Annotated in this window: 17 protein-coding genes and 1 rRNA gene; 15 read left to right on the forward strand and 3 right to left on the reverse strand. The window is 73.7% G+C overall.

Annotated features, from left to right (window positions below; genetic code table 11):
• The first annotated feature begins 285 nt into the window (after window positions 1-285).
• From rrf to DPM19_RS16225, 3 genes are all read left to right on the forward strand, one after another.
• A 5S ribosomal RNA gene (rrf, locus tag DPM19_RS16215) occupies window positions 286-402 on the forward strand.
• Between the two features lie 1,548 nt (window positions 403-1,950).
• A complete protein-coding gene (locus tag DPM19_RS16220) occupies window positions 1,951-2,877 on the forward strand; it encodes an ICP22 family protein (RefSeq protein ID WP_233510210.1) in 927 nt (308 codons plus the stop codon).
• Between the two features lie 113 nt (window positions 2,878-2,990).
• A complete protein-coding gene (locus DPM19_RS16225; protein ID WP_199485120.1) occupies window positions 2,991-4,160 on the forward strand; it encodes an alkaline phosphatase PhoX in 1,170 nt (389 codons plus the stop codon).
• A 7-nt stretch (window positions 4,161-4,167) separates the two neighbouring features.
• Here DPM19_RS16225 and DPM19_RS16230 read toward each other — a convergent pair whose 3' ends face one another.
• A complete protein-coding gene (locus DPM19_RS16230) occupies window positions 4,168-5,097 on the reverse strand; it encodes an MBL fold metallo-hydrolase (RefSeq protein ID WP_111868468.1) in 930 nt (309 codons plus the stop codon).
• A gap of 121 nt (window positions 5,098-5,218) precedes the next feature.
• Between DPM19_RS16230 and DPM19_RS16235 the strand changes: the two genes are divergently transcribed.
• Entirely contained in the window at window positions 5,219-5,575 is a 357-nt protein-coding gene (locus DPM19_RS16235) for a single-stranded DNA-binding protein (protein ID WP_158566803.1), read from the forward strand.
• A 28-nt stretch (window positions 5,576-5,603) separates the two neighbouring features.
• Here DPM19_RS16235 and DPM19_RS16240 read toward each other — a convergent pair whose 3' ends face one another.
• Window positions 5,604-6,983, reverse strand: coding sequence for a DUF1015 family protein (locus tag DPM19_RS16240; protein WP_233510211.1), 1,380 nt, complete (start codon window positions 6,981-6,983; stop codon window positions 5,604-5,606).
• An 81-nt stretch (window positions 6,984-7,064) separates the two neighbouring features.
• On the opposite strand from DPM19_RS16240, the gene DPM19_RS16245 reads away from it, so the two are divergent.
• From DPM19_RS16245 to DPM19_RS16255, 3 genes are all read left to right on the forward strand, one after another.
• A complete protein-coding gene (locus DPM19_RS16245) occupies window positions 7,065-7,505 on the forward strand; it encodes a tetratricopeptide repeat protein (protein ID WP_111868476.1) in 441 nt (146 codons plus the stop codon).
• A 113-nt stretch (window positions 7,506-7,618) separates the two neighbouring features.
• Window positions 7,619-8,629, forward strand: a complete 1,011-nt coding sequence (locus tag DPM19_RS16250) for an HAD-IIA family hydrolase (RefSeq protein WP_111868478.1) — start codon at window positions 7,619-7,621, stop codon at window positions 8,627-8,629.
• A 133-nt stretch (window positions 8,630-8,762) separates the two neighbouring features.
• The gene (locus DPM19_RS16255) at window positions 8,763-9,818 is read left to right on the forward strand and encodes a glycerophosphodiester phosphodiesterase family protein (protein WP_111868480.1); all 1,056 of its coding nucleotides are present in this window, start codon (window positions 8,763-8,765) and stop codon (window positions 9,816-9,818) included.
• A 46-nt stretch (window positions 9,819-9,864) separates the two neighbouring features.
• Here DPM19_RS16255 and DPM19_RS16260 read toward each other — a convergent pair whose 3' ends face one another.
• Window positions 9,865-10,206: an SCP2 sterol-binding domain-containing protein gene (locus tag DPM19_RS16260; protein WP_111868483.1), complete on the reverse strand. Its 342-nt coding sequence runs from the start codon at window positions 10,204-10,206 to the stop codon at window positions 9,865-9,867.
• Window positions 10,207-10,312: 106 nt separating this feature from the next.
• Between DPM19_RS16260 and DPM19_RS16265 the strand changes: the two genes are divergently transcribed.
• The 8 genes from DPM19_RS16265 to murJ all read left to right on the forward strand — a co-directional run bounded on the left by DPM19_RS16265 (window position 10,313) and on the right by murJ (window position 18,887).
• Window positions 10,313-10,516, forward strand: a complete 204-nt coding sequence (locus tag DPM19_RS16265; RefSeq protein ID WP_111868486.1) for a hypothetical protein — start codon at window positions 10,313-10,315, stop codon at window positions 10,514-10,516.
• Complete coding sequence (locus tag DPM19_RS16270; protein ID WP_111868488.1) at window positions 10,513-11,316, forward strand: TlyA family RNA methyltransferase; 804 nt, start codon at window positions 10,513-10,515, stop codon at window positions 11,314-11,316. The genes DPM19_RS16265 and DPM19_RS16270 overlap by 4 nt, the downstream gene beginning before the upstream one ends.
• Window positions 11,317-11,335: 19 nt before the next feature.
• The gene (locus DPM19_RS16275) at window positions 11,336-12,244 is read left to right on the forward strand and encodes an NAD kinase (protein ID WP_233510212.1); all 909 of its coding nucleotides are present in this window, start codon (window positions 11,336-11,338) and stop codon (window positions 12,242-12,244) included.
• 69 nt (window positions 12,245-12,313) lie between these two features.
• Window positions 12,314-14,014, forward strand: a complete 1,701-nt coding sequence (gene recN, locus DPM19_RS16280) for a DNA repair protein RecN (RefSeq protein WP_111869065.1) — start codon at window positions 12,314-12,316, stop codon at window positions 14,012-14,014.
• 89 nt (window positions 14,015-14,103) lie between these two features.
• Window positions 14,104-15,348: a putative cytokinetic ring protein SteA gene (gene steA, locus DPM19_RS16285; protein ID WP_111868493.1), complete on the forward strand. Its 1,245-nt coding sequence runs from the start codon at window positions 14,104-14,106 to the stop codon at window positions 15,346-15,348.
• Window positions 15,345-16,301: a copper transporter gene (locus DPM19_RS16290; protein ID WP_111868496.1), complete on the forward strand. Its 957-nt coding sequence runs from the start codon at window positions 15,345-15,347 to the stop codon at window positions 16,299-16,301. Before steA ends, DPM19_RS16290 begins: the two co-directional genes overlap by 4 nt.
• A complete protein-coding gene (locus DPM19_RS16295; RefSeq protein ID WP_111868498.1) occupies window positions 16,298-17,200 on the forward strand; it encodes a hypothetical protein in 903 nt (300 codons plus the stop codon). The genes DPM19_RS16290 and DPM19_RS16295 overlap by 4 nt, the downstream gene beginning before the upstream one ends.
• 70 nt (window positions 17,201-17,270) lie before the next feature.
• Window positions 17,271-18,887 carry a murein biosynthesis integral membrane protein MurJ gene (gene murJ / locus DPM19_RS16300; RefSeq protein ID WP_111868500.1) on the forward strand — a complete coding sequence of 539 codons (1,617 nt, stop codon included), beginning with the start codon at window positions 17,271-17,273 and terminating at the stop codon, window positions 18,885-18,887.
• The last annotated feature ends 3 nt before the right edge of the window (window positions 18,888-18,890 follow it).

Here is an 18,890-nt window from a genome sequence, read left to right on the forward strand (position 1 = left end):
ACCGGTACTAATCGGCCGAGCGACTTGAACACCACACCTCAACGGTGACCAACACCAACGACCTTCAGCGGTCGTTGAGATGATCTCGCGTCCCTGTGCGGTTCCCGACCAACAACCGGGAACCCGCCCCCACCCCCCTTTGGTCTTTCCTTCACTGGAGAGAGCGAAGAAAAGGGGGGGCTGGAGGCGACCCGCGTCCACAATTGAATGAAGGTGACCGCAAGGTCCCCGAACACAAGCTCACCACCCCTGGTGCTCATACCCCAGAGGGTTGGTGGAGAGGCGTTCGGTGGTTTTGGCGGAGGGGAAACACCCGGTCCCATTCCGAACCCGGAAGTTAAGCCCTCCAGCGCCGATGGTACTGCACGGGCGACCGTGTGGGAGAGTAGGACACCGCCGGACACATACCCAAGGCAAAGGCCGCCCGATCCGGGCGGCCTTTGTCGCATGTGCTGAATTTGCCAAATAGGCTGGGCTGGTCCCAGCCGATACGACGACTTTGCAGGTGTGATGAGCGCGGAAGAGGACGGTCGCGGCGACGAGGGCCGTGAGCGGCGAGGAGGGAACGACGGCGCGGGCCGTGGCAGGCCGGACGCTCGGGGCGGGCGTGACGGTCGGCGCGCGCCGCGTTCGGAGGGTCCGCGCTCTCGCGCAGAAGGCGGCCGTGACGAAGGCCGAGGTCGGTTCGGGCCTGGTGGCCGGGGCGGGCGGCAGTCGTTCGGCGGTGGTCGTGGTGATGAGGATCGGCGTGGCGGGCCGGGCCGGGATCGGCGGGAGTCTGGTGGCGGGGGGTTCGGGCGGCCGGGCGGTTCTCGTGGCGAAGGATCGGGCGGGTCCGGGGAGGGGGGCGCCGGTCGTCGCCGTCCTGGCGGCCCCCGAGAGGGCCGTTTCGGCGATTCGGGGTACTCGCGCGGGGGAGGCTCGCGCGATGACCGCAGGGAGCAGCGCGGGTTCCGCCGAGAGGGGCCTGGCGGCGAGCGTACGGACCGGGGCGGACAGGGGTACCCGCGGGGCGGGCCTCGTGATGAGCGTGGCGGGTCGCGGTACGAGCGCCCCGGGGGCCCTCGCGGCCGGCGGGACGGGGATTCGGGCACGGGACGCGGCGGCGGGGGCCAGTACCCGCGTTCCACCGGTCCCCGTGCGGATCGGGAGGGCTCGCGCTTCGGCCGTTCATCGGGCGAGGGAGGCGGCGGCTTCCGTTCGGAGCGTGACGGCGGCCGTGGGTACCCGCGTTCCGGCGGCCCGCGAGAGGAGCGGGGCGGCCGGGGCCCCGGGCCCCGTGACGGGCGCGGCGGCGGAGGACGCTATGAACGCCCTGAGCGCTCAGGGGGCGGGCGTCCCGGCGGCCGTGGCGGTGAACGGCGGTACGAGCGCCCTGAGGGCCCTCGCGAGGGACGTGGTGGGTCGCGCTACGAGCGTCCGGGCGGGGAACGTGACGGTTCTCCCCGGGAGGGACGCGGTGGTTTCCGCGGTGAACGTCCGCAACGCGAGCGGGGCGGTCAAGGGTACGAGGGCCGCCGCGACGAGCGTGGCGGCTCGCGGTACGGGCGGCCCGCGGGTCCCCGGCCGGAACGAGGGGACAGGCCGCGCGATTCGCGTGCAGGAGGCCGGGATGATCGGGAGTACCGACGTCCCGGCGCCGGCCGGGAGGAGTTCGGCGGCGAGGGCACGAGGGGTTTCTCCGGTGCGGAGCGCCCGGGCGGGCCACGGCGTGACCGCCGCTCTGAAGGACGTCCGCCCGGCGGCCGTGACGCGGGGCCGCGCCGGCCACGGCGGGAGGACGAGCCGCGCGGACCTCGGCGTGATCGCCCGACGGGTCGTGATTTCGGTGATGAGCAGCAGCGGCCGCAGCACAACGACCCGCCGCTGCCCGAGGACGTCACCGGGGAGGAACTGGACGCCGAGGCCCGGGGCGAGCTGCGCACCCTGCCCAAGGATCTCGCGGTACGAGTGGCCCGGCACCTGGTGATGGCGGGCCAGCTGCTCGACGAGGATCCGGCGGCGGCGCTGGCGCACGCCAGGGCGGCCCGGCGGCTGGGCTCCCGGGTGGGGGTGGTCCGTGAGGCGAGCGGGCTGGCGGCCTACCACGCCGGTGAGTGGGCGGACGCTCTCGCCGAGCTGCGGGCCGCTCGCCGGCTGCGCGGCCAGGACGACGCCTACCTGCCGGTCATGGCGGACTGCGAGCGGGGTCTCGGTCGTCCCGAGCGGGCGCTCGATCTGGCCCGTTCTCCCGGGGTGGAGCGGCTCGACCAGGCTGAGCGTGTCGAGTTGCGCATCGTGGAGTCCGGTGCGCGCCGGGACCTCGGCCAGTACGACGCCGCCGTGGTCACTTTGCAGCTTCCCGAGTTGCGGGACCGGCGGTTGCGTCCCTGGTCGGCCCGGTTGTTCTACGCGTACGCGGACGCCCTGACCGAGGCGGGCCGGGCGGACGAGGCGGTGGACTGGTTCGCCCGGGCGGCCGCGGCCGACCGCGACGGCGAGACCGACGCCGCCGAGCGTTACGCCGAGCTCGAGGGTCTGGAGATCATTGATGTCGAGGAGGCGGACGGCCCGTTCGAGATGACGGACGAGGCCGCCGGCGCATCGGAAGTCCCCGGGCCCCCGTCTTCGGCCGCCGAGGCCGAGCCGCACGGAGATGAGGCAGATCCTGTGCAGCCTCCGCCGGTGGAGGAGGGCCGAGCAGGGGAGCCGGGCACGGAGTCTGCGCCGGCCGTGCCGTTCGGTGACGTGACCGGGGAGCTCCGGGAAGAGAGGCCACCGGCCGGTGGCGTTCCGGCGGTGGAGTTCAAGGAGGCCGGGCCGCCTCCGGCCGAGGACGGAGCTGAGGACGGAGCCGAGGACGCCGCGGAGAAAACGGACGAAGGGCCGCACGCTTGACTTGATCGGATGATTCATCCGATATTCACGAGTCCATGGTCGATCGGGCGCGGCCGGTGCATCCACCGGTGATCGACTCCGCCGTGAGTGCAAGCGACCCCGGGAGTGCCGCCATGCCGTCCGAACTGAACCGCCGAACTCTGCTGCGCGCCACCGTCGTCGGAGGAGGAACCGCGGCCTTCGCGGGCGGGCTCTGGCAGCAGGCGTTCGCCGCCCCCGCGCAGCCCGGAGCGGGGCCGTACGGCCCGCTGGGGGCGCCCGACGCCAACGGGCTCCAGCTGCCCGCGGGTTTCACGTCGCGGGTCGTCGCGCGGTCCCTGCGCCGGGTGGCCGGCACTCGCTATTCCTGGCACCCCGCGCCTGACGGGGGAGCATGCTTCCCCGACGGCGCGGGGTGGATCTATGTCAGCAACTCCGAGGTCCCGATCGTGGGCGGGGCGTCCGCGGTGCGGTTCGACGCGACGGGGAAGATCACGAGCGCCTACCGCATCCTGGGCAACACCATGGTCAACTGCGCGGGCGGGGCGACGCCGTGGGGTACCTGGCTGTCCTGCGAGGAGTACGACCTGGGCCTGGTGTACGAGACCGACCCCTACGGTGCCCGGTCGGCCCAGCGGCGCCCCGCGATGGGCCGGTTCACCCACGAGGCCGCGGCCTGCGACCCGGTCCGCAAGGTGGTCTACCTCACCGAGGACGAGTCCGACGGGTGTTTCTACCGGTTCCGCCCGAACACCTGGGGCGACCTGTCGGCCGGTGTGCTGGAGGTGATGGTCGGCTCCGGGCCCGGCGCCGTCGAATGGCGGCGGGTGCCCAGCCCGGAGGTTTGGCTCACCCCCACCCGCGACCAGGTGTCGGGGGCGCTGCGCTTCCAGGGCGGTGAGGGCTGCTACTACGCCGAGGGCGTGTGCTACTTCACCACCAAGGGCGACAACCGGGTGTGGGCCTACGACGCGGAGCAGGGCATGCTCAGCCTCGCCTACGACGACGACCTGGTGCCCGCCGGCGCGGCCCCGCTGACCGGGGTGGACAACGTCACCGGCGCCGCCTCGGGCGATCTGTACGTGGCCGAGGACGGTGGGAACATGGAGATCAACCTGATCACGCCCGACGGGACGGTGGCCCCGTTCAGCCGGTTGAACGGGCACGACGAGTCGGAGATCACCGGCCCCGCCTTCTCCCCGGACGGCACCCGGCTGTACTTCTCCTCCCAGCGGGGGGCCAGCGGGTTCGTCGCGGGCACCGACGGGGTGACCTACGAGGTGACGGGTCCCTTCCGGCGCTGACAGCCGTTCAGGCGTGCCGGTCGAGCGAGTGCATGATGCCGGCCACGTTGGCGGCGACCCCGCTCAGCATTTCGTACCGGGCCGCGGTGTCCGGGTCGCCGTCGGGCCCGGTGACGCGGTAGCGGTGGTAGGTCCGTTCGCGGACCATGGCCACCGCGTGGTCGAGGTCGAGTTTCTGGTCGCGGGCCTCCTGCACGGCGTCCACCCAGACCCGTAGTTCCTCCTCCGAGCGCTCCAGGGTGTCGATCACTTCGGTGACCGGGCCGTAGTGCGCGAAGAGCAGGCGTTGCGGCTGCAACGCCCGGAACTTGCGCAGTGAGTTCACGGCGGTGTCGAGGTCGAAGTCGGGTGGCGGTGTTGCGGGGCGTACGTCGGCCGTCTCCGGGATGTAGATCCCGGCGGCGTCGCCGACGTACAGGTCGCCGGTCAGGGAGTCGAGCAGGCCCACGTGGTGCCGGGCGTGGCCGGGAGAGTAATGCGACTGGAGCCGCCGCCCGCCGCCCAGGTCGATCACGCCGGTCTCCTCGACGGCCCGGATCCGGGCCGGGTCGGTGGGCTTGAGCTCGCCGAACAACGTGTCGAGGAGGTCGCCGTAGACCATCCTGGCGCTGCGCATCAGCCGGGCCGGGTCGGCCAGGTGGCGGGCGCCCTGCTCGTGGACGACGATGTCGGCCCGGGGGTAGAGCTCGGCCATGTCGCCGACCCCGCCGGCGTGGTCGAGATGGATGTGGGTCACCACGACCGTCGCCAGGTCCTCGGGCCCCACGCCGAGCTCGGTCAACGCCTCGCGGACGACCGGGGCGGATCCCGCGGTGCCGGGCTCCACCAGGCATGGTCGGTCCGCCAGGATCAGGTATCCGGCGGTGATGCCCGGCTGGTCGGCCATCCGCGTGTCGATTTCGTAGACGTCGTCGCCCAGCGGCGTGATCGTGCTCATGGCCCGCCCTTCCGTACGGTCGTCCACAAGTGCGGCCCGGGCTACCGGACCGGGCACCGGCCGTTCCATCGTAAGGAGGGCGCCGTTCCGGGCGGAGCGGCGCCTCGGAGGGAGGCCGTTCATGGTGCAGCCGCATGTCAACCAGGTGACGCTGATCGGCAGGCTGGCCGGGGAGCCGAGCTGGAAGGCGTTACCCGGCGGTGGCGAGGTCGTGACCTGGCGAATGATCATCGATCGGCCCGTCGCCGGGGCCGGGCGCCGGGTCGTCGACACGATCCCGTGCGCGTCGTTCGACGAGCGGGTCGGCGGCTTCGCCGACACCTGGCGGGCGGGCGACCTGATCGAGGTGAGGGGCGTGCTGCGCCGCCGGTTCTGGACCGGTCCCGGCGGGGTGCGGGCCAGCCGGATCGAGGTCCATGTCCACGATGCGGATGTTCTCGACGTCGTACCGGCGGGAGACGACCTTCCCGAACTCTGAGTGCTCCCGCCGGGGTGACGGCGTTCCGTCAGTCGAAGAGCCGGAAGACCAGGCCGGTGCGGGGCTTGGGGCCGAAGGAGGTCGACTTGCGGGGTACGCGCTCGCCGCCTTCGGCCACGGCGAGGACGTCCTCGGTCCGCAGCGGGTTGAGGATGACCGCGGTGCCGCCCGTGCGGCGGGCCCGTTCGAAGGCCGCGGCCGGGTCGTGGTGCACCACGTGCACGGTGTGCTCGCTTTCGGCCACGCCCCAGACCCCGCTGATCAGCAGGTGGTCGAGGACGGCGGTGTCCAGCCGCCGCCACCGCGCCGACCGCCCCGGCGGCAGGGCCTGTTCCAGCCGGACCGGGTCGGGTTCGGTCAGCAGGTACCGCGGGCCGGTCCCGCCGCCGAGGAGGAAGGCGGGGCCGGTCGCGCCGGCGAGCGCTCGCCGGGCGGCGTCCGGGTCGGCCGGGGCCTCGGTGACGCGGAAGACCTCCTTGGCGCGGTCCACCGCCTCCTCTGGTGGCAGGTCCGGCAGCACCCGGTGGATGGCGCCCAGCCGTGCCGGGTAGCGGGCCGAGTCGACCAGCAGCGCCAGCCCGTGGTCCCAGGGCCCCGCCCCGGCGCCGGCCGCCCGGTGCCGGGCCTGGAGCGCCCGGTAGGTGGCGTAGCGGTGGTGGCCGTCGGCGATCAGCGCCCGGCGGCCGCGCAGGTCCGCCGCGACCCGGGCGTGCTCGGCCGGGTTGGCGACCCGCCAGAGCCGGTAGGCGAGCCCGCCGGCCGTCACTTCGACGACCGGGTCCTCGCCCGCCGCGGTCTCCTCCACCACCCGCGCCGCCGCCCCGGCGGTGCCGTCACCGTCGGCGACCCCACCGGCGTCACCGTCATAGAGGAGGAAGATGGGTTCCAGATTGGCCCGGGTGGCCGACATCAGGGCCAGCCGGTCCCGGACCGGCCCGGGGAAGACGTTCTCGTGCGGCAGGACCACACCGGCCGACTCCGGGCGCAGCCCGACGGCCCCGATCAGTCCCCGCTGGAGCGTGTCGCCGCCGCGGACCTCGTAGACGTACAGGGCGGGTTCGGGGTCGACGGTCAGCGCCCCTTCGGTCAGCCAACTGCGCAGGACGGCGTCCGCCTGCCGGTACGGGTCCGCGGGTGCGCCGCCCGGCGTCCGGTGGGGCAGGATCAACCGGACGATGTTGTGGGAGTCGGACGCCCGCAGCCCGTCCGCCTCGGAGTCGTCGATCAGGTCGTACGGTGGGGCGGTCACGGTCGCCAGGTCGCCGACCACCTCGGGGACGAAGCGGACCCCCCGGAAGGGCAGCAGTTCGAGCCCGGCCTCCCGGGCGCGCGGGTCCGGCGGCCCCGCGCCGAAGATCCGGCTGCTGAACTCCTCCGGATCAGGGTCGGAGGACGCATCATCGTGCATCAGGGGCATGCTAGAGGGCGGGGGCGCGACGGGCCCCGCCCGGCGTGCGGAGTGTTCGGAGTCGTAGGGGAGGTCCACATCATGGTTCAAGGATCTGACGGCCCGGCGGATTCCCCAGGTGAAGATCGTGTCCGCGGCGAGGCGGCGCCCAGCGGCGGGGTGTACGAGTGGTACACCCGGGGGCTCGACCTGCTGACCGCGGGCAGCCCGGCCGCCGCGGTCCAACTGCTGGAGCGTGCGGCCGAGGCCGAGCCGTCCTCCCGTAGCATCCGGGAGGCGCTGGCCCGGGCCCAGTACGGGGCCCGGCTCTACTCCCAGGCCGCCGACAGCTTCCGGTGGATCGTGGAGGACAACCCGTCGGAGGACTACGCCCTGTTCGGGCTGGGGCTGGCGCTCAGCCGGCTCGGCGACTTCGAGTCGGCGGTCGAGCACCTGGCGCTGGCCGTGGCGATGCGTCCCGAGAACAAGCACTACGCGAACGCGCTGCGGCACGCCCGGGCCACCCTCGACGCCCGCCGGTGAGTTCCGGCCGATCCGCCCCCAGCTCCCTCGTCCGGGGGAGGACCGGGCCCGCGAGCCGCGTCATGATCTGAAGGAACCGCAACCATGAGCCCATCCGAAGGGAGCACGTCACCGTGCGAGGGGCCGACCGTCCACTGAGCGAGGCCTACGACGTCGCGCTGCTCGACCTCGACGGCGTCGTCTACACCGGCCACCGGCCGATCCCCCACGCCGCCGAGTCGCTGGCCAAGGCACGGGCGGCCGGGCAGCGGCTGGCCTTCGTCACCAACAACGCCTCCCGGACCCCGAGCGCCGTCGCCGCGCTGCTCACCGAGGTCGGCGTCCCCGCCGCGGCCGAGGACGTGGTGACCTCGGCCCAGGCGGCGGCCCGGCTGCTGTCCGAACGGCTGCCCACCGGGGCGAAGGTCCTGGTGGTGGGCGGGATGGGGCTGCGGCACGCGCTGCGTGCCCGGGGGCTGCGACCGGTGTCGGTCGCGTCCGAGCACCCGCTCGCGGTGGTCCAGGGCTACGACCCGATGCTCTCCTACGGCCTGATCGCCGAGGGGGCGCGGGCCGTCATGGACGGCGCGCTGTTCGTCGGCTCCAACGGTGACCTCACCATCCCGGGCGGCGACGGGCAGCCGAAGCCGGGCAACGGCGCACTGCTCCAGGTGATCCGTGCCGCCGCCGGCGTCGACCCCGTCGTGACCGGCAAGCCCGAACTGCCGCTGCACCGTGAGTCGATCCTGCGCACCGGTGCGCGGCGGCCGCTGGTGGTGGGCGACCGCCTCGACACCGACATCGAGGGCGCCAACAACGGCGGCGCCGACAGCCTGCTGGTTTTCACCGGGGTGACCGACCCGCTCCGGGCGCTGACCGCCGAGCCACGGCACCGCCCCACCTACCTGTCACCGGACCTCACCGGCCTGCTCCTGCCGCATCCCGCGGTGGGCGGCGACGGCGAAGCCCGCACCTGCGGCGGCTGGACGGCCGGGCCCGCCGGGGACGAGATCGAACTGACCGGCCGAGGCGACCCGTACGACGGCCTGCGTGCCCTGTGCGCGGTGGCCTGGCGGTCCGACGAGCCCGTCCGCCCCGGCGCGGTCACGACGGCCCTGTCCCGCCTCGGCCTCGGCCTCGGCTGAGAGAACAGCGGACGCCCGGCGATCACGGAGGGTTCGCCTGGACCTCACCTGACGCATTCCCCTCCGTCGTCCCGGTCCCTGAGCGTAGAGCGGCGAAAACGCCCACTAGGCCCAGGAAAGGGACATTCAACCGATGAGGAAATGGCGTGGCGCGGCCCTGGCCGCCCTTCTGGCCGGCGTCACCGTCGCGGCCGTCCCCGGTGTCGCCGCGGCGACACCGGGCGGCAAGGAACGGCAGGCCTTCGACCTGCAGGCGCACCGCGGCGGGCTGGGGCTGGTCGTCGAGAGCACCCTGCCCGCGTTCGCCAACGCGCTGGAGCTGGGGGTGAGCACGCTCGAACTCGACGTGCAGATCACCGAGGACGGCCGGGCCGTGGTCACCCACGACCGCAGGATCAGCGCCGCCAAGTGCAAGGACACCGCCCCCGCCCGGCCGGGGGACCCCGAGTTCCCCTACGTGGGCAAGTACATCAACACCCTGACGCTGCAGCAGGTCCGCACCATGGACTGCGGCAGCCTCGCGGTGCTGCCCACCCAGCGGACCGTGCCCGGGGCGAAGATGCCGCTGCTGAGCGAGGTCTTCGCGCTGATCCACCGGTACCGCGCGTACGGCGTCAAGCTCAACGTCGAGACCAAGGTCGAGGCCGGCGCCCCGCACGAGACCGCACCCCGGGAGCAGTTCGTCCAGGTCACCGCGCGCGAGGTGCGCCGGGCCGGGCTGCTTCGCCAGGTGACCGTCCAGAGCTTCGACTGGGGCGCGCTGATGCGCATGCGGCGGGTCGAGCCCCGGCTGCCCCTCATCGCGCTCACCAACTACGACTTCCTGCAGACCGGGCAGCCCGGCGCCTCGCCCTGGCTCGGCGGGATCGACATCGACGACTTCGGCGGTGACCCGCTGAAGGCGATCAAGTCCTTCGGCGCGGACGCCTTCTCACCGGTGCACGGGTTCCCGCAGAACGGCACGGTCGACCAGCCCGACTACCGGCCCTACGTCACCCGCACCATGGTGCGGGACGCCCACCGGCTCGGCCTCAAGGTGGTCCCCTGGACCATCAACGACAAGGCCACGATGGCCAAGCTCATCGACGACGGGGTGGACGGCATCATCACCGACTACCCTGACCGGCTCCGCGAGCTGATGGCCGAGCGCGACATGCGCCTGCCGCGCCCACTGAAGGCCCGCCACTGACGGATATCGGGACCCGGTGACCGGGGCGTCCTCGCGGGCGCCCCGGTCACAGCAGTTTGCGCAGCCGCACCAGGTCGAAAATGCTCGCCTCGATCTTCAGCCGGCCGGTCGCCCAGGCCCGCGCCGCGTGCAGCTCGTCGTCGGCCAGCGCGACGAGGTCGTCACTGCGCACCGAGATCCGGACCTGGGCCGTCCCCGGGTCCTCGGTCGGCTCGAACGGGTCCAGCCCGCCGGAGTGCAGCCGGGACGCGAACGCCAGCCCCAGATCCGTGATCCGGCAGCTGATGCTCCGGTCGACGGCGTGCGCCGCGAACTCCTGCGGGTCCACCTCGATCAGCCGCTTGACGATACGGCCGAGGGCCGCCCGGCATTCAGACTCGTTCGCCATGGTCAGGCCGTTCCCCTTCCGGTCGGCAACGATGTCCCCGTTGGACGGTAGCGTTCTTATCAAACCGGACGCGACTCGCGGTCCGGCGCTGCAGAAGGGGGAACCGATGTCCGGGGACGGCGCCTATGCGCCCGCCGACCGGTCCGCGAGCCGCGAATCCTCCGGTGACGCGCGGGTGGACGCGGCGCTCGGCCGGCTGGACGAGCTCGCCGGCCGCCCGGTCGCCGAGCACGTCGAGATCTTCGAGGACGTGCACCAGCGGTTGCAGGACGTCCTCGTCTCGGCGGACCAGGAGGGGGAACCGGCGTGAGCACCCGCCGCAGGCTGGACGCCGAGCTGGTGCGTCGGGGGTTGGCCCGTTCCCGCGAGCAGGCCGGTGAGCTGGTCGCCGCCGGCCGGGTCAAGGTGGCCGGGCAGACGGCGGTCAAACCGGCCACCCAGGTGGCGGCCGGCGCGCCGATCGTGGTGGCCTCCACCGACGACGGCCCCGAGTACGTCTCGCGCGGCGGGCACAAGCTCGCCGGGGCACTGCGCGCCTTCCCGGACCTGCGGGTGCGCGGCCGGCACTGCCTCGACGCCGGAGCCTCCACCGGCGGCTTCACCGACGTGCTGCTGCGCGCCGGCGCGGCCCGGGTGGTCGCCGTCGACGTCGGATACGGGCAGATCGCCTGGTCGTTGCGGACCGACGAGCGGGTCACCGTGATCGAGCGGCTGAACGTCCGCGAGCTGACCCCCGAACACGTGGGGCAGCCGGTTCCCGACCTGGTCGTGGCCGACCTGTCGTTCATTTCGCTGCGGCTGGTGCTGGAGCCGCTCCGGCGGTGCACCGCCCCGCACGCCGACTACGCGCTGATGGTCAAGCCGCAGTTCGAGGTGGGCCGGGAGCACGTCGGGGCCGGCGGGGTCGTTCGCGACCCGGAGTTGCGGGCCGCCGCCGTGGCCGAGGTCGCCGGCCACGCCGCGACCCTGGGGCTCGGCGTGGCCGGGGTGACCGCGAGCCCGCTGCCCGGTCCGTCGGGCAACGTGGAGTACTTTCTGTGGCTGCGTGCGGGAGCACCGCCGCTGGACGATGCGAAGCTGGCCGAGGCCGTTGCGGAGGGGCCCCAATGAGCAGGAACGGCGTGGGCCGGTGAGCGCCGGCGAGCGGTCGGTGCTGATCGTCGCGCACACCGGCCGGACGGAGGCGATCCGTAGCGCCCATCTGGTGATCCGCCGGCTGACCGAGGCGGGCATCACGGTGCGGGCGCTGGAGGGCGAGGCCGAGGCCCTGAACTGTCCCGAGGTGCAGGTGGTGCCGGTCGACCCCAAGTCGGCCGAGGGCGCCGAGACGGTCATGGTGCTGGGCGGGGACGGCACGCTGCTGCGCGCCGCCGACCTGGCCCGCCCGGTCGGCACCCCACTGCTCGGCGTCAACCTGGGGCATGTGGGGTTCCTGGCGGAGGCCGAGCGGGAGGACCTCGCCGCGACGGTCGACCGGGTGGTCACCCGCCGGTACGACGTCGAGGAGCGGATGACCATCGACGTGACCGTCCGCCGCAACGGCATGGTGGTCGAGCGTACCTGGGCGCTCAACGAGGCCACCGTCGAGAAGGCCGAGCGCGAGCGCATGCTCGAGGTCGTCGCCGAGATCGACGGCCGTCCGCTGTCGCGGTGGGGCTGTGACGGAGTGGTGTGCGCCACACCGACCGGATCCACCGCGTACGCGTTCTCCGCGGGCGGTCCGGTGGTGTGGCCCGAGGTGGAGGCGCTGCTCGTGGTGCCGATCAGCGCGCACGCCCTGTTCGCCCGGGCGCTGATGGTGTCGCCCGAGTCCGTGGTGGCCGTCGAGGTGCTGCCGGACACCCCGCGGGCGGTCCTGTGGTGCGACGGCCGGCGCACCGTCGGCCTGCCTCCCGGGGCCCGGGTGGAGGTGCGCCGGAGCGATTCGCCGGTCCGGCTCGCCCGCCTGCACCTGACCCCGTTCACCGATCGCCTTGTGACGAAGTTCGGCCTGCCGGTCAGCGGCTGGCGGGGTCATGCCCGCGCGCAGGAGCGGTAACCTCCCCCGTGCGGGGATCACCCCCGCGGGGCCTATCTACAGCCGAGGGATGTGACGCTCGTGCGGCCGATGGTCGAGGAGGTACGGATCCAGGGCCTTGGGGTCATCGACGAGGCCGTGCTCGATCTGTCCCCCGGGTTCAACGTCGTGACCGGTGAGACCGGTGCGGGCAAGACCATGGTCGTCACCAGCCTGGGGCTGCTGTTCGGTGGCCGGGCCGACCCCCAGCGGGTGCGGCCGGGCGCCGAACGCGCCACCGTCGAGGGACGGCTGATGGTCGACGCGGGCGGCCGGGTGGCCGAGCGGGTCGCCGAGGCCGGCGGCGAGCTCGACGAGGGAGCGCTGATCATCACCCGGTCGGTGTCGGCCGAGGGACGGTCCCGCGCGCATCTGGGCGGTCGGTCGGTGCCGGTGAGCCTACTGATCAACCTGGCCGACGAGCTGGTGGCGGTGCACGGCCAGTCCGACCAGCAGCGGCTGCTCCAGGCCGGCCGGCAGCGCGCCGCGCTCGACCGGTACGCGGGCGACGCGCTGTCCAAGCCACTGCGCGAGTACACCGCGGCCTACCAGCGGCACCGCCAGGTGACGGCACTGCTGGAGGAACTGACCACCCGGGCCCGGGAGCGCGCCCAGGAGGCCGAACTGCTGCGCTTCGGCCTGGAGGAGATCGAACAGGTCGACCCCAAGTCCGGCGAGGACGTCGAGCTGGCCGCCGAGGAGGAGCGCCTCGGCCACGCCGATGCGCTGCGGGCCGCCGCGACCACGGCGCACGAGGCGCTGCTGGGCGACCCGGCCGCCGTGACGACGGACGCCGCGGACGCCGCCGGCCTGATCGGCACCGCCCGCCACGCGCTCGACGGGGTGGCCGGGCACGACCCGACGCTCGGCGGGCTGGCCGACCGGCTGGCCGAGGTGAGCTACCTGGTCTCCGACATCGGCACCGAACTGGCCGCCTACGCCGAGTCGATCGAGGCCGACCCAGCCCGGCTGGCCGCCGTCCAGGAGCGGCGGGCCGCGCTGACCGCGCTGACCCGCAAGCACGGCGAGAGCGTCGACGGGGTGCTGGAGTGGGCGCGACGGTCGGCGGCCCGGCTCACCGAGCTGGAGGGCGACGACGACCGCATCGAGGCGCTGCGCGCCGAGCACGCCGAGGTCACGGCCCGGCTCACCGAGCTGGCCGGGGAGCTGACCACGGTCCGGCAGCAGGCCGCCGAGCGCTTCTCCGCCGCGGTGACCGAGGAACTGGGCGCGCTGGCCATGCCGCACGCCCGGATCCACGTCTCGGTGACCCAGGGGGGCGACTTCGGCCCGCACGGCGTCGACGAGGTCGAGCTGCGGCTCGCCTCGCACCCGGGCGCCCCGCCGCTCCCGCTGAACAAGGGCGCCTCGGGTGGTGAGCTGTCCCGGGTGATGCTCGCGATCGAAGTGGTGTTCGCCGGTGCCGACCCGGTGCCGACCTTCGTCTTCGACGAGGTCGACGCCGGAGTGGGCGGCAAGGCCGCGGTGGAGATCGGGCGGCGGCTGGCCCGGCTGGCACGCAGCGCACAGGTGATCGTCGTGACCCACCTGCCCCAGGTGGCGGCGTTCGCCGACCAGCATCTGCTGGTGGAGAAGTCCGACGACGGCACCGTGACCCGCAGCGGCGTCACCGCGCTCGACCGCACCGGCCGGGTCAGGGAACTGTCACGGATGCTCGCCGGGCTGGAGGACTCCGAGCTCGGCCGGGCCCACGCGGAGGAACTGCTCGGTCTCGCCGCCCAGGAACGGTGACCTATTGTGACGGGGCGTGTTCATGCGAACACGCCTGAACGATCGTCGTTACCCGCCCCATCCGGGGCCCTCTGGCAGGATGGTCGGTGATGAACGAGCCGTCTTCGACCTCTGAGCCGCGCTCGTGGCGCCTCCCCCTCCGGCTGCCGCGGCGCGGCCTGCTCGCGCTGGGCCGGTCCACCGGCGACGGGCAGCCGGGGATCAGCGCGACGGCACGGCTCGACCGCCGGACCAAGACGCTCACCAAGCGGCTGCAGCCCGGTGAGATCGCGGTCATCGACCATGTCGACCTCGACCGGGTCAGCGCCGAGGCGCTGGTGTCCTGCAAGGTGGGCGCCGTCGTCAACGTCGCGCGCAGCATCTCCGGGCGCTACCCGAACCTGGGCCCGCAGATCCTGATTGAGGCCGGCATCCCGCTGGTCGACGACACCGGCCCCGAGATCTTCGCCAAGCTCGGCGAGGGCGACGTGGTCCGAGTGCTCGACGAGGCCGTGTACCGGGGCGACGAGATGATCGCCAAGGGCACGGTACAGACCGCCGAGACCATAGATGCGGCCATGACCGAGGCCAAGGCCGGCCTGGCGACCCAGCTCGAAGCGTTCGCCGCCAACACGATGGAGTACCTGCGCCGCGAGCGCGACCTGCTGATCGACGGCGTCGGCGTGCCTGAGATCACGACCTCGATCGAGGGGCGGCACGCGCTGATCGTGGTGCGCGGCTACCACTACCGCGAGGACATCGCCACGCTCCGCCCGTACCTGCGCGAGTACCGGCCGGTGCTGATCGGGGTCGACGGCGGGGCGGACGCGCTGATCGAGGCGGGCTATCGGCCCGACCTCATCGTCGGCGACATGGACTCGGTCTCGGACGAGGCGCTGACCTGCGGGGCCGAACTGGTGGTGCACGCCTACCGGGATGGCCGGGCCCCCGGCCTCAAGCGGGTGCACGAGCTGGAGCAGGAGGCCGTGGTGTTCCCCGCGACCGCCACCAGCGAGGACATCGCGATGCTGCTCGCCGACGACAAGGGCGCCACGCTCATCGTTGCGGTCGGCACCCACGCCAACATGGTCGAGTTCCTCGACAAGGGCCGGGCGGGCATGGCGAGTACCTTCCTCACCCGGCTTCGGGTGGGCAGTAAACTCGTCGACGCCAAGGGCGTCTCGCGGCTCTACCGCAGCCGCATCTCCACGTGGTCGCTGCTGCTGCTGGTGCTGGCCACCTTCATCGTCGTCATTGTCGCCGTGCTGGTCTCGCCGGCCGGTGACGTCCTCATTCCCGTGCTGGCCGACCGCTGGCATGGGTTCCTCTTCTGGCTGACCGGACTCTTCTCGTGATCGATTTCCGCTACCACCTCGTCTCCATCATCGCGATCTTCCTGTCGCTGGCCGTCGGGCTGGTGCTGGGGGCGACCACGCTGCGCACGCCGGTACTCGACCAGCTCAAGAGCCAGGCCGGCTCGCTGGCCAGGAACAACGACGAACTGCGGGCCCGCCAGCAGGAGATGGGCGACCGGCTCAAGGGTGAAGACCAGTTCGCCCGGGCGCTGGCCGCGCAGGCGGTGGCCGCCCGGCTGAAGGGCGAGTCGGTCGTCTTCGTCGAGACGCCGGGGGCCAACGACCAGAACCTGGACCAGGTCACCGAGCTGGCCAAGAGCGCCGGCGCCACGGTCACCGGCCGGGTCACCGTCCAGAAGAAGTTCCTCGACGACGACCAGGCCGCGGTGCTCGACCAGCTCGCCGCCGCCGTCAAGCCGGCCGAGCTGGCCTTCCCGGCGGAGGCCACCGCCTATGACAAGGCCGGAGCGGTGCTGGCCTCGGCCATCGTCACCAACCAGCCGGCCCGGGCGGGCCGTGAGGACGCCTCGGGCGGCGAGATCCTCGCCGCGTTGAAAGACCAAGGTTATGTGACCACCAGCGGGAAGCCCGGCCAGCATGCGACACTCGCCGTCGTGATCGCTCCATCGACGCCCTACCAAGGCAAGGGCGCTGACATCGACAACAAGGCGCTCGTCTCGCTGACCACCGAGCTCGACCGGGCCGGCCGGGGGAGTGTCCTGGGCGGCCCCCTCACCGCGGCCGGGGAGGGCGGCCTGATCGCCACCCTGCGCGATGCCGCGGCCGCCGGCCAGGTGTCCACGGTCGACACCGTGGACGCCGCCTCGGGCCAGGTCACCCTCATCCTGGCGCTGGAGGGCCAGATCAAGGGCAAGACGGGCCAGTACGGCATCGGGCCCGGAGCGGGCGGTTATCTGCCCACCCCGGTGCCCACCACGGGAGGCGCGGGATGAGCGGGGCGAAGCGGGCGATCGCCGCCGGGGTCCTCGGCGCCGTTGCGGCCCGGGCCGCCTACGCCGCACTGACCCGGCGCCCCCCCGGCGGGGCCGGCCGGTCCGGGGCGGAACTGTGGGGCCGGACCAACCACCGGGGCGAGCCGGTGACCCTGCTGGAGGGCCCGGCGTTCGTCGCCGGCGCCACCGCGGCCGGGCTGCTCGCCCCGACCGGCCGGATGCGCGCCGCCGCGCTGCTGGCCGGCGCCGGTGCCGGGACGCTGGGCGCCTACGACGACCTGGCCGGATCGGCCTCCTCACGCGGCTTCAAGGGGCATCTGAGCGCGCTCACCCGGGGCGAGGTGACCAGCGGCGCGGTGAAGATCCTCGGTATCGGGGCGACCGGGCTGGCCGCCGCCGCCATTGCGGGCTCTCCGGCGCCCACCCGCGCCGGGCGGGCGTTCGACACCCTGGTGGACGGCGCGATCGTGGCGAGCGCCGCCAACCTGATGAACCTGTTCGACCTGCGCCCCGGCCGGGCGATCAAGGTGGGTGTGATCACCGGAGTTCCGCTGGCGGCGACGTCGTCGGCGGCCGTGGTGGCCGCCCCCCTGGGTGCCGCGCTGGCCCTCCTGCCCGAGGACCTGGGCGAGCGGGCGATGCTCGGCGACGCGGGCGCCAACGCGCTGGGCGCGCTGCTCGGCCTGGCCGCGACCCGCCTCGGCCGACCGGCCAGGCTCACCGTGCTCGCCGGGCTGGTCGGGCTCAACGCCGCCAGCGAGTTCGTCAGCTTCACCAAGGTGATCCAGCGCACCCCGGCACTGAACTGGGTGGACATGCTGGGCCGCCGGCCGGTGCACACGCCCCCGGCGCAGAACGCCCCCGCCGGCCCGGCACGGGTGGCCGACGCCGCCTCGTGACACCACCGGCCGGTCATGGCCCTGCCGCGGCACGGTCAGGGTGAGGGCGTGACAGTGCTATGAAAAGACCGTGACGGGACGTTCCGCTCGCCTGACCGGCGGCCTGGCGGGGGCGGCCGTGCTCATCGCCGCGCTGACGGTGCTGGCCCGGGTCGCCGGATTCGGCCGGACGGTGGTGTTCTCCCAGGCCGTCGGCAAGTCGTGCCTGAGCGACGCCTACTTCACCGCCAACCAGGTGCCCAACATCGTCTTCGAGATCGTCGCGGGTGGGGCGCTGGCCACCCTGGTCGTGCCGGTGCTGGCCGGGCCGGTGGACCGCGGTGACCGCGAGGTGGTGCGCCGGACGGTCGCCGCGATGGTCACCTGGGTGGTCGTGCTGCTGCTGCCGCTGTCACTGCTGGCCGCCGCGCTGGCCGGGCCGGTGATGTCCCTGCTGGTCCAGGGCGATCAGGGCGGGTGCGACCCGGCCGAGATGGCCGCGGTCGGTGCCCGGATGCTGGTGGTCTTCGCCCCGCAGATCGTGCTGTACGGCCTGGCGGTGGTGCTCTACGGCGTGCTCCAGGCGCACCGGCGCTTCACCGCTCCCGCGCTGGCCCCGCTGGTGTCGAGCCTGGTGGTGATCGCGGCGTATCTGGCGTACGTGCCGCTGGCCCCCGCCGACCCCGACGACCTCGCCCGGCTGCCGTCCGCCGCGGAGCTGACGCTGTCGGTGGGCACCACCCTCGGCGTCGCCGCACTGGTGGTCACGGCCGTGGCCGCCGTGGCGCCGCTGCGGCCGGGCCTGCGCCCCACCCTGCGGTTCCCCGCGGGTGTGGCGGGCCGGGCGCGCGGGCTGGCGGTGGCCGGGCTCGCCACGGTGGCGGCGCAGCAACTGGCGGTGCTGGCGGTGGTGGTGCTCAAGGGCCGGGGAACGGTCGGCGCGCTCACCGACTACAACTACGCCTGGGCGGTGTTCCTGCTGCCGTGGGCGATCCTCGCGGTACCGATCGCGACGAGCGCGTTCCCGGTGCTGTCGGCGCGGGTGGCGGCGGGTGACCACGCCGCGTTCGACCGGACCGCCGCCGCCACCACCCGGGCGGTGCTGCTGGCCTCGGGCGCGGGCGCCGCCGTGCTGGCCGCCGTGGCGGTTCCCGCCGCCCACTTCCTCGACAGCGCTCCCGGGGACCGGCCCGAGGTGCTGGCCCGGGCGATCGTGGCGTTCGCTCCTGGCCTGCTCGGTTACGGGCTGGTGGCCCACCTGGGCCGGGCGCTGTTCGCCTGCGACCGGAACCGGGCCGCGGCGGGCGCGACGGTGGCCGGATGGCTCGCCGTGGTGGTGGCGGACGTGGTGCTGGTGGCGGTGCTGCCCGAGGACTGGGTGGTGGCGGCGTTCGGGCTCGGCAACACCGTGGGGATGACCGTGGCGGGGGTGCTGCTGCTGGTCGTGCTCGTGCGCGCCCGCGGGCCGGAGGCGGTGCGCGGCCTGCCCCGGGCGGCCGGGACGGGCGTCGTCGCGGGTACCGTCGGTGGCCTGGCGGGGTATGCGGTCGCGGCCGCCGTCGGCACCGGCGGCCAGATCATGAATGTCGCGACCGCCGCCCTGGCCGCCCTGGCCGCGGGAGCGGTGTTCCTGGCGGTCGCGTTCCCGCTGGACGGCGGGGATCTGCGGGCCGTCCTCGGCCGCCGGGTGTCCGGCGGCACCGACTGAGGA

Origin of the sequence: Actinomadura craniellae (assembly GCF_003289645.1) — a bacterium.
GTDB classification, from domain to species: Bacteria; Actinomycetota; Actinomycetes; order Streptosporangiales; family Streptosporangiaceae; genus Actinomadura_D; species Actinomadura_D craniellae.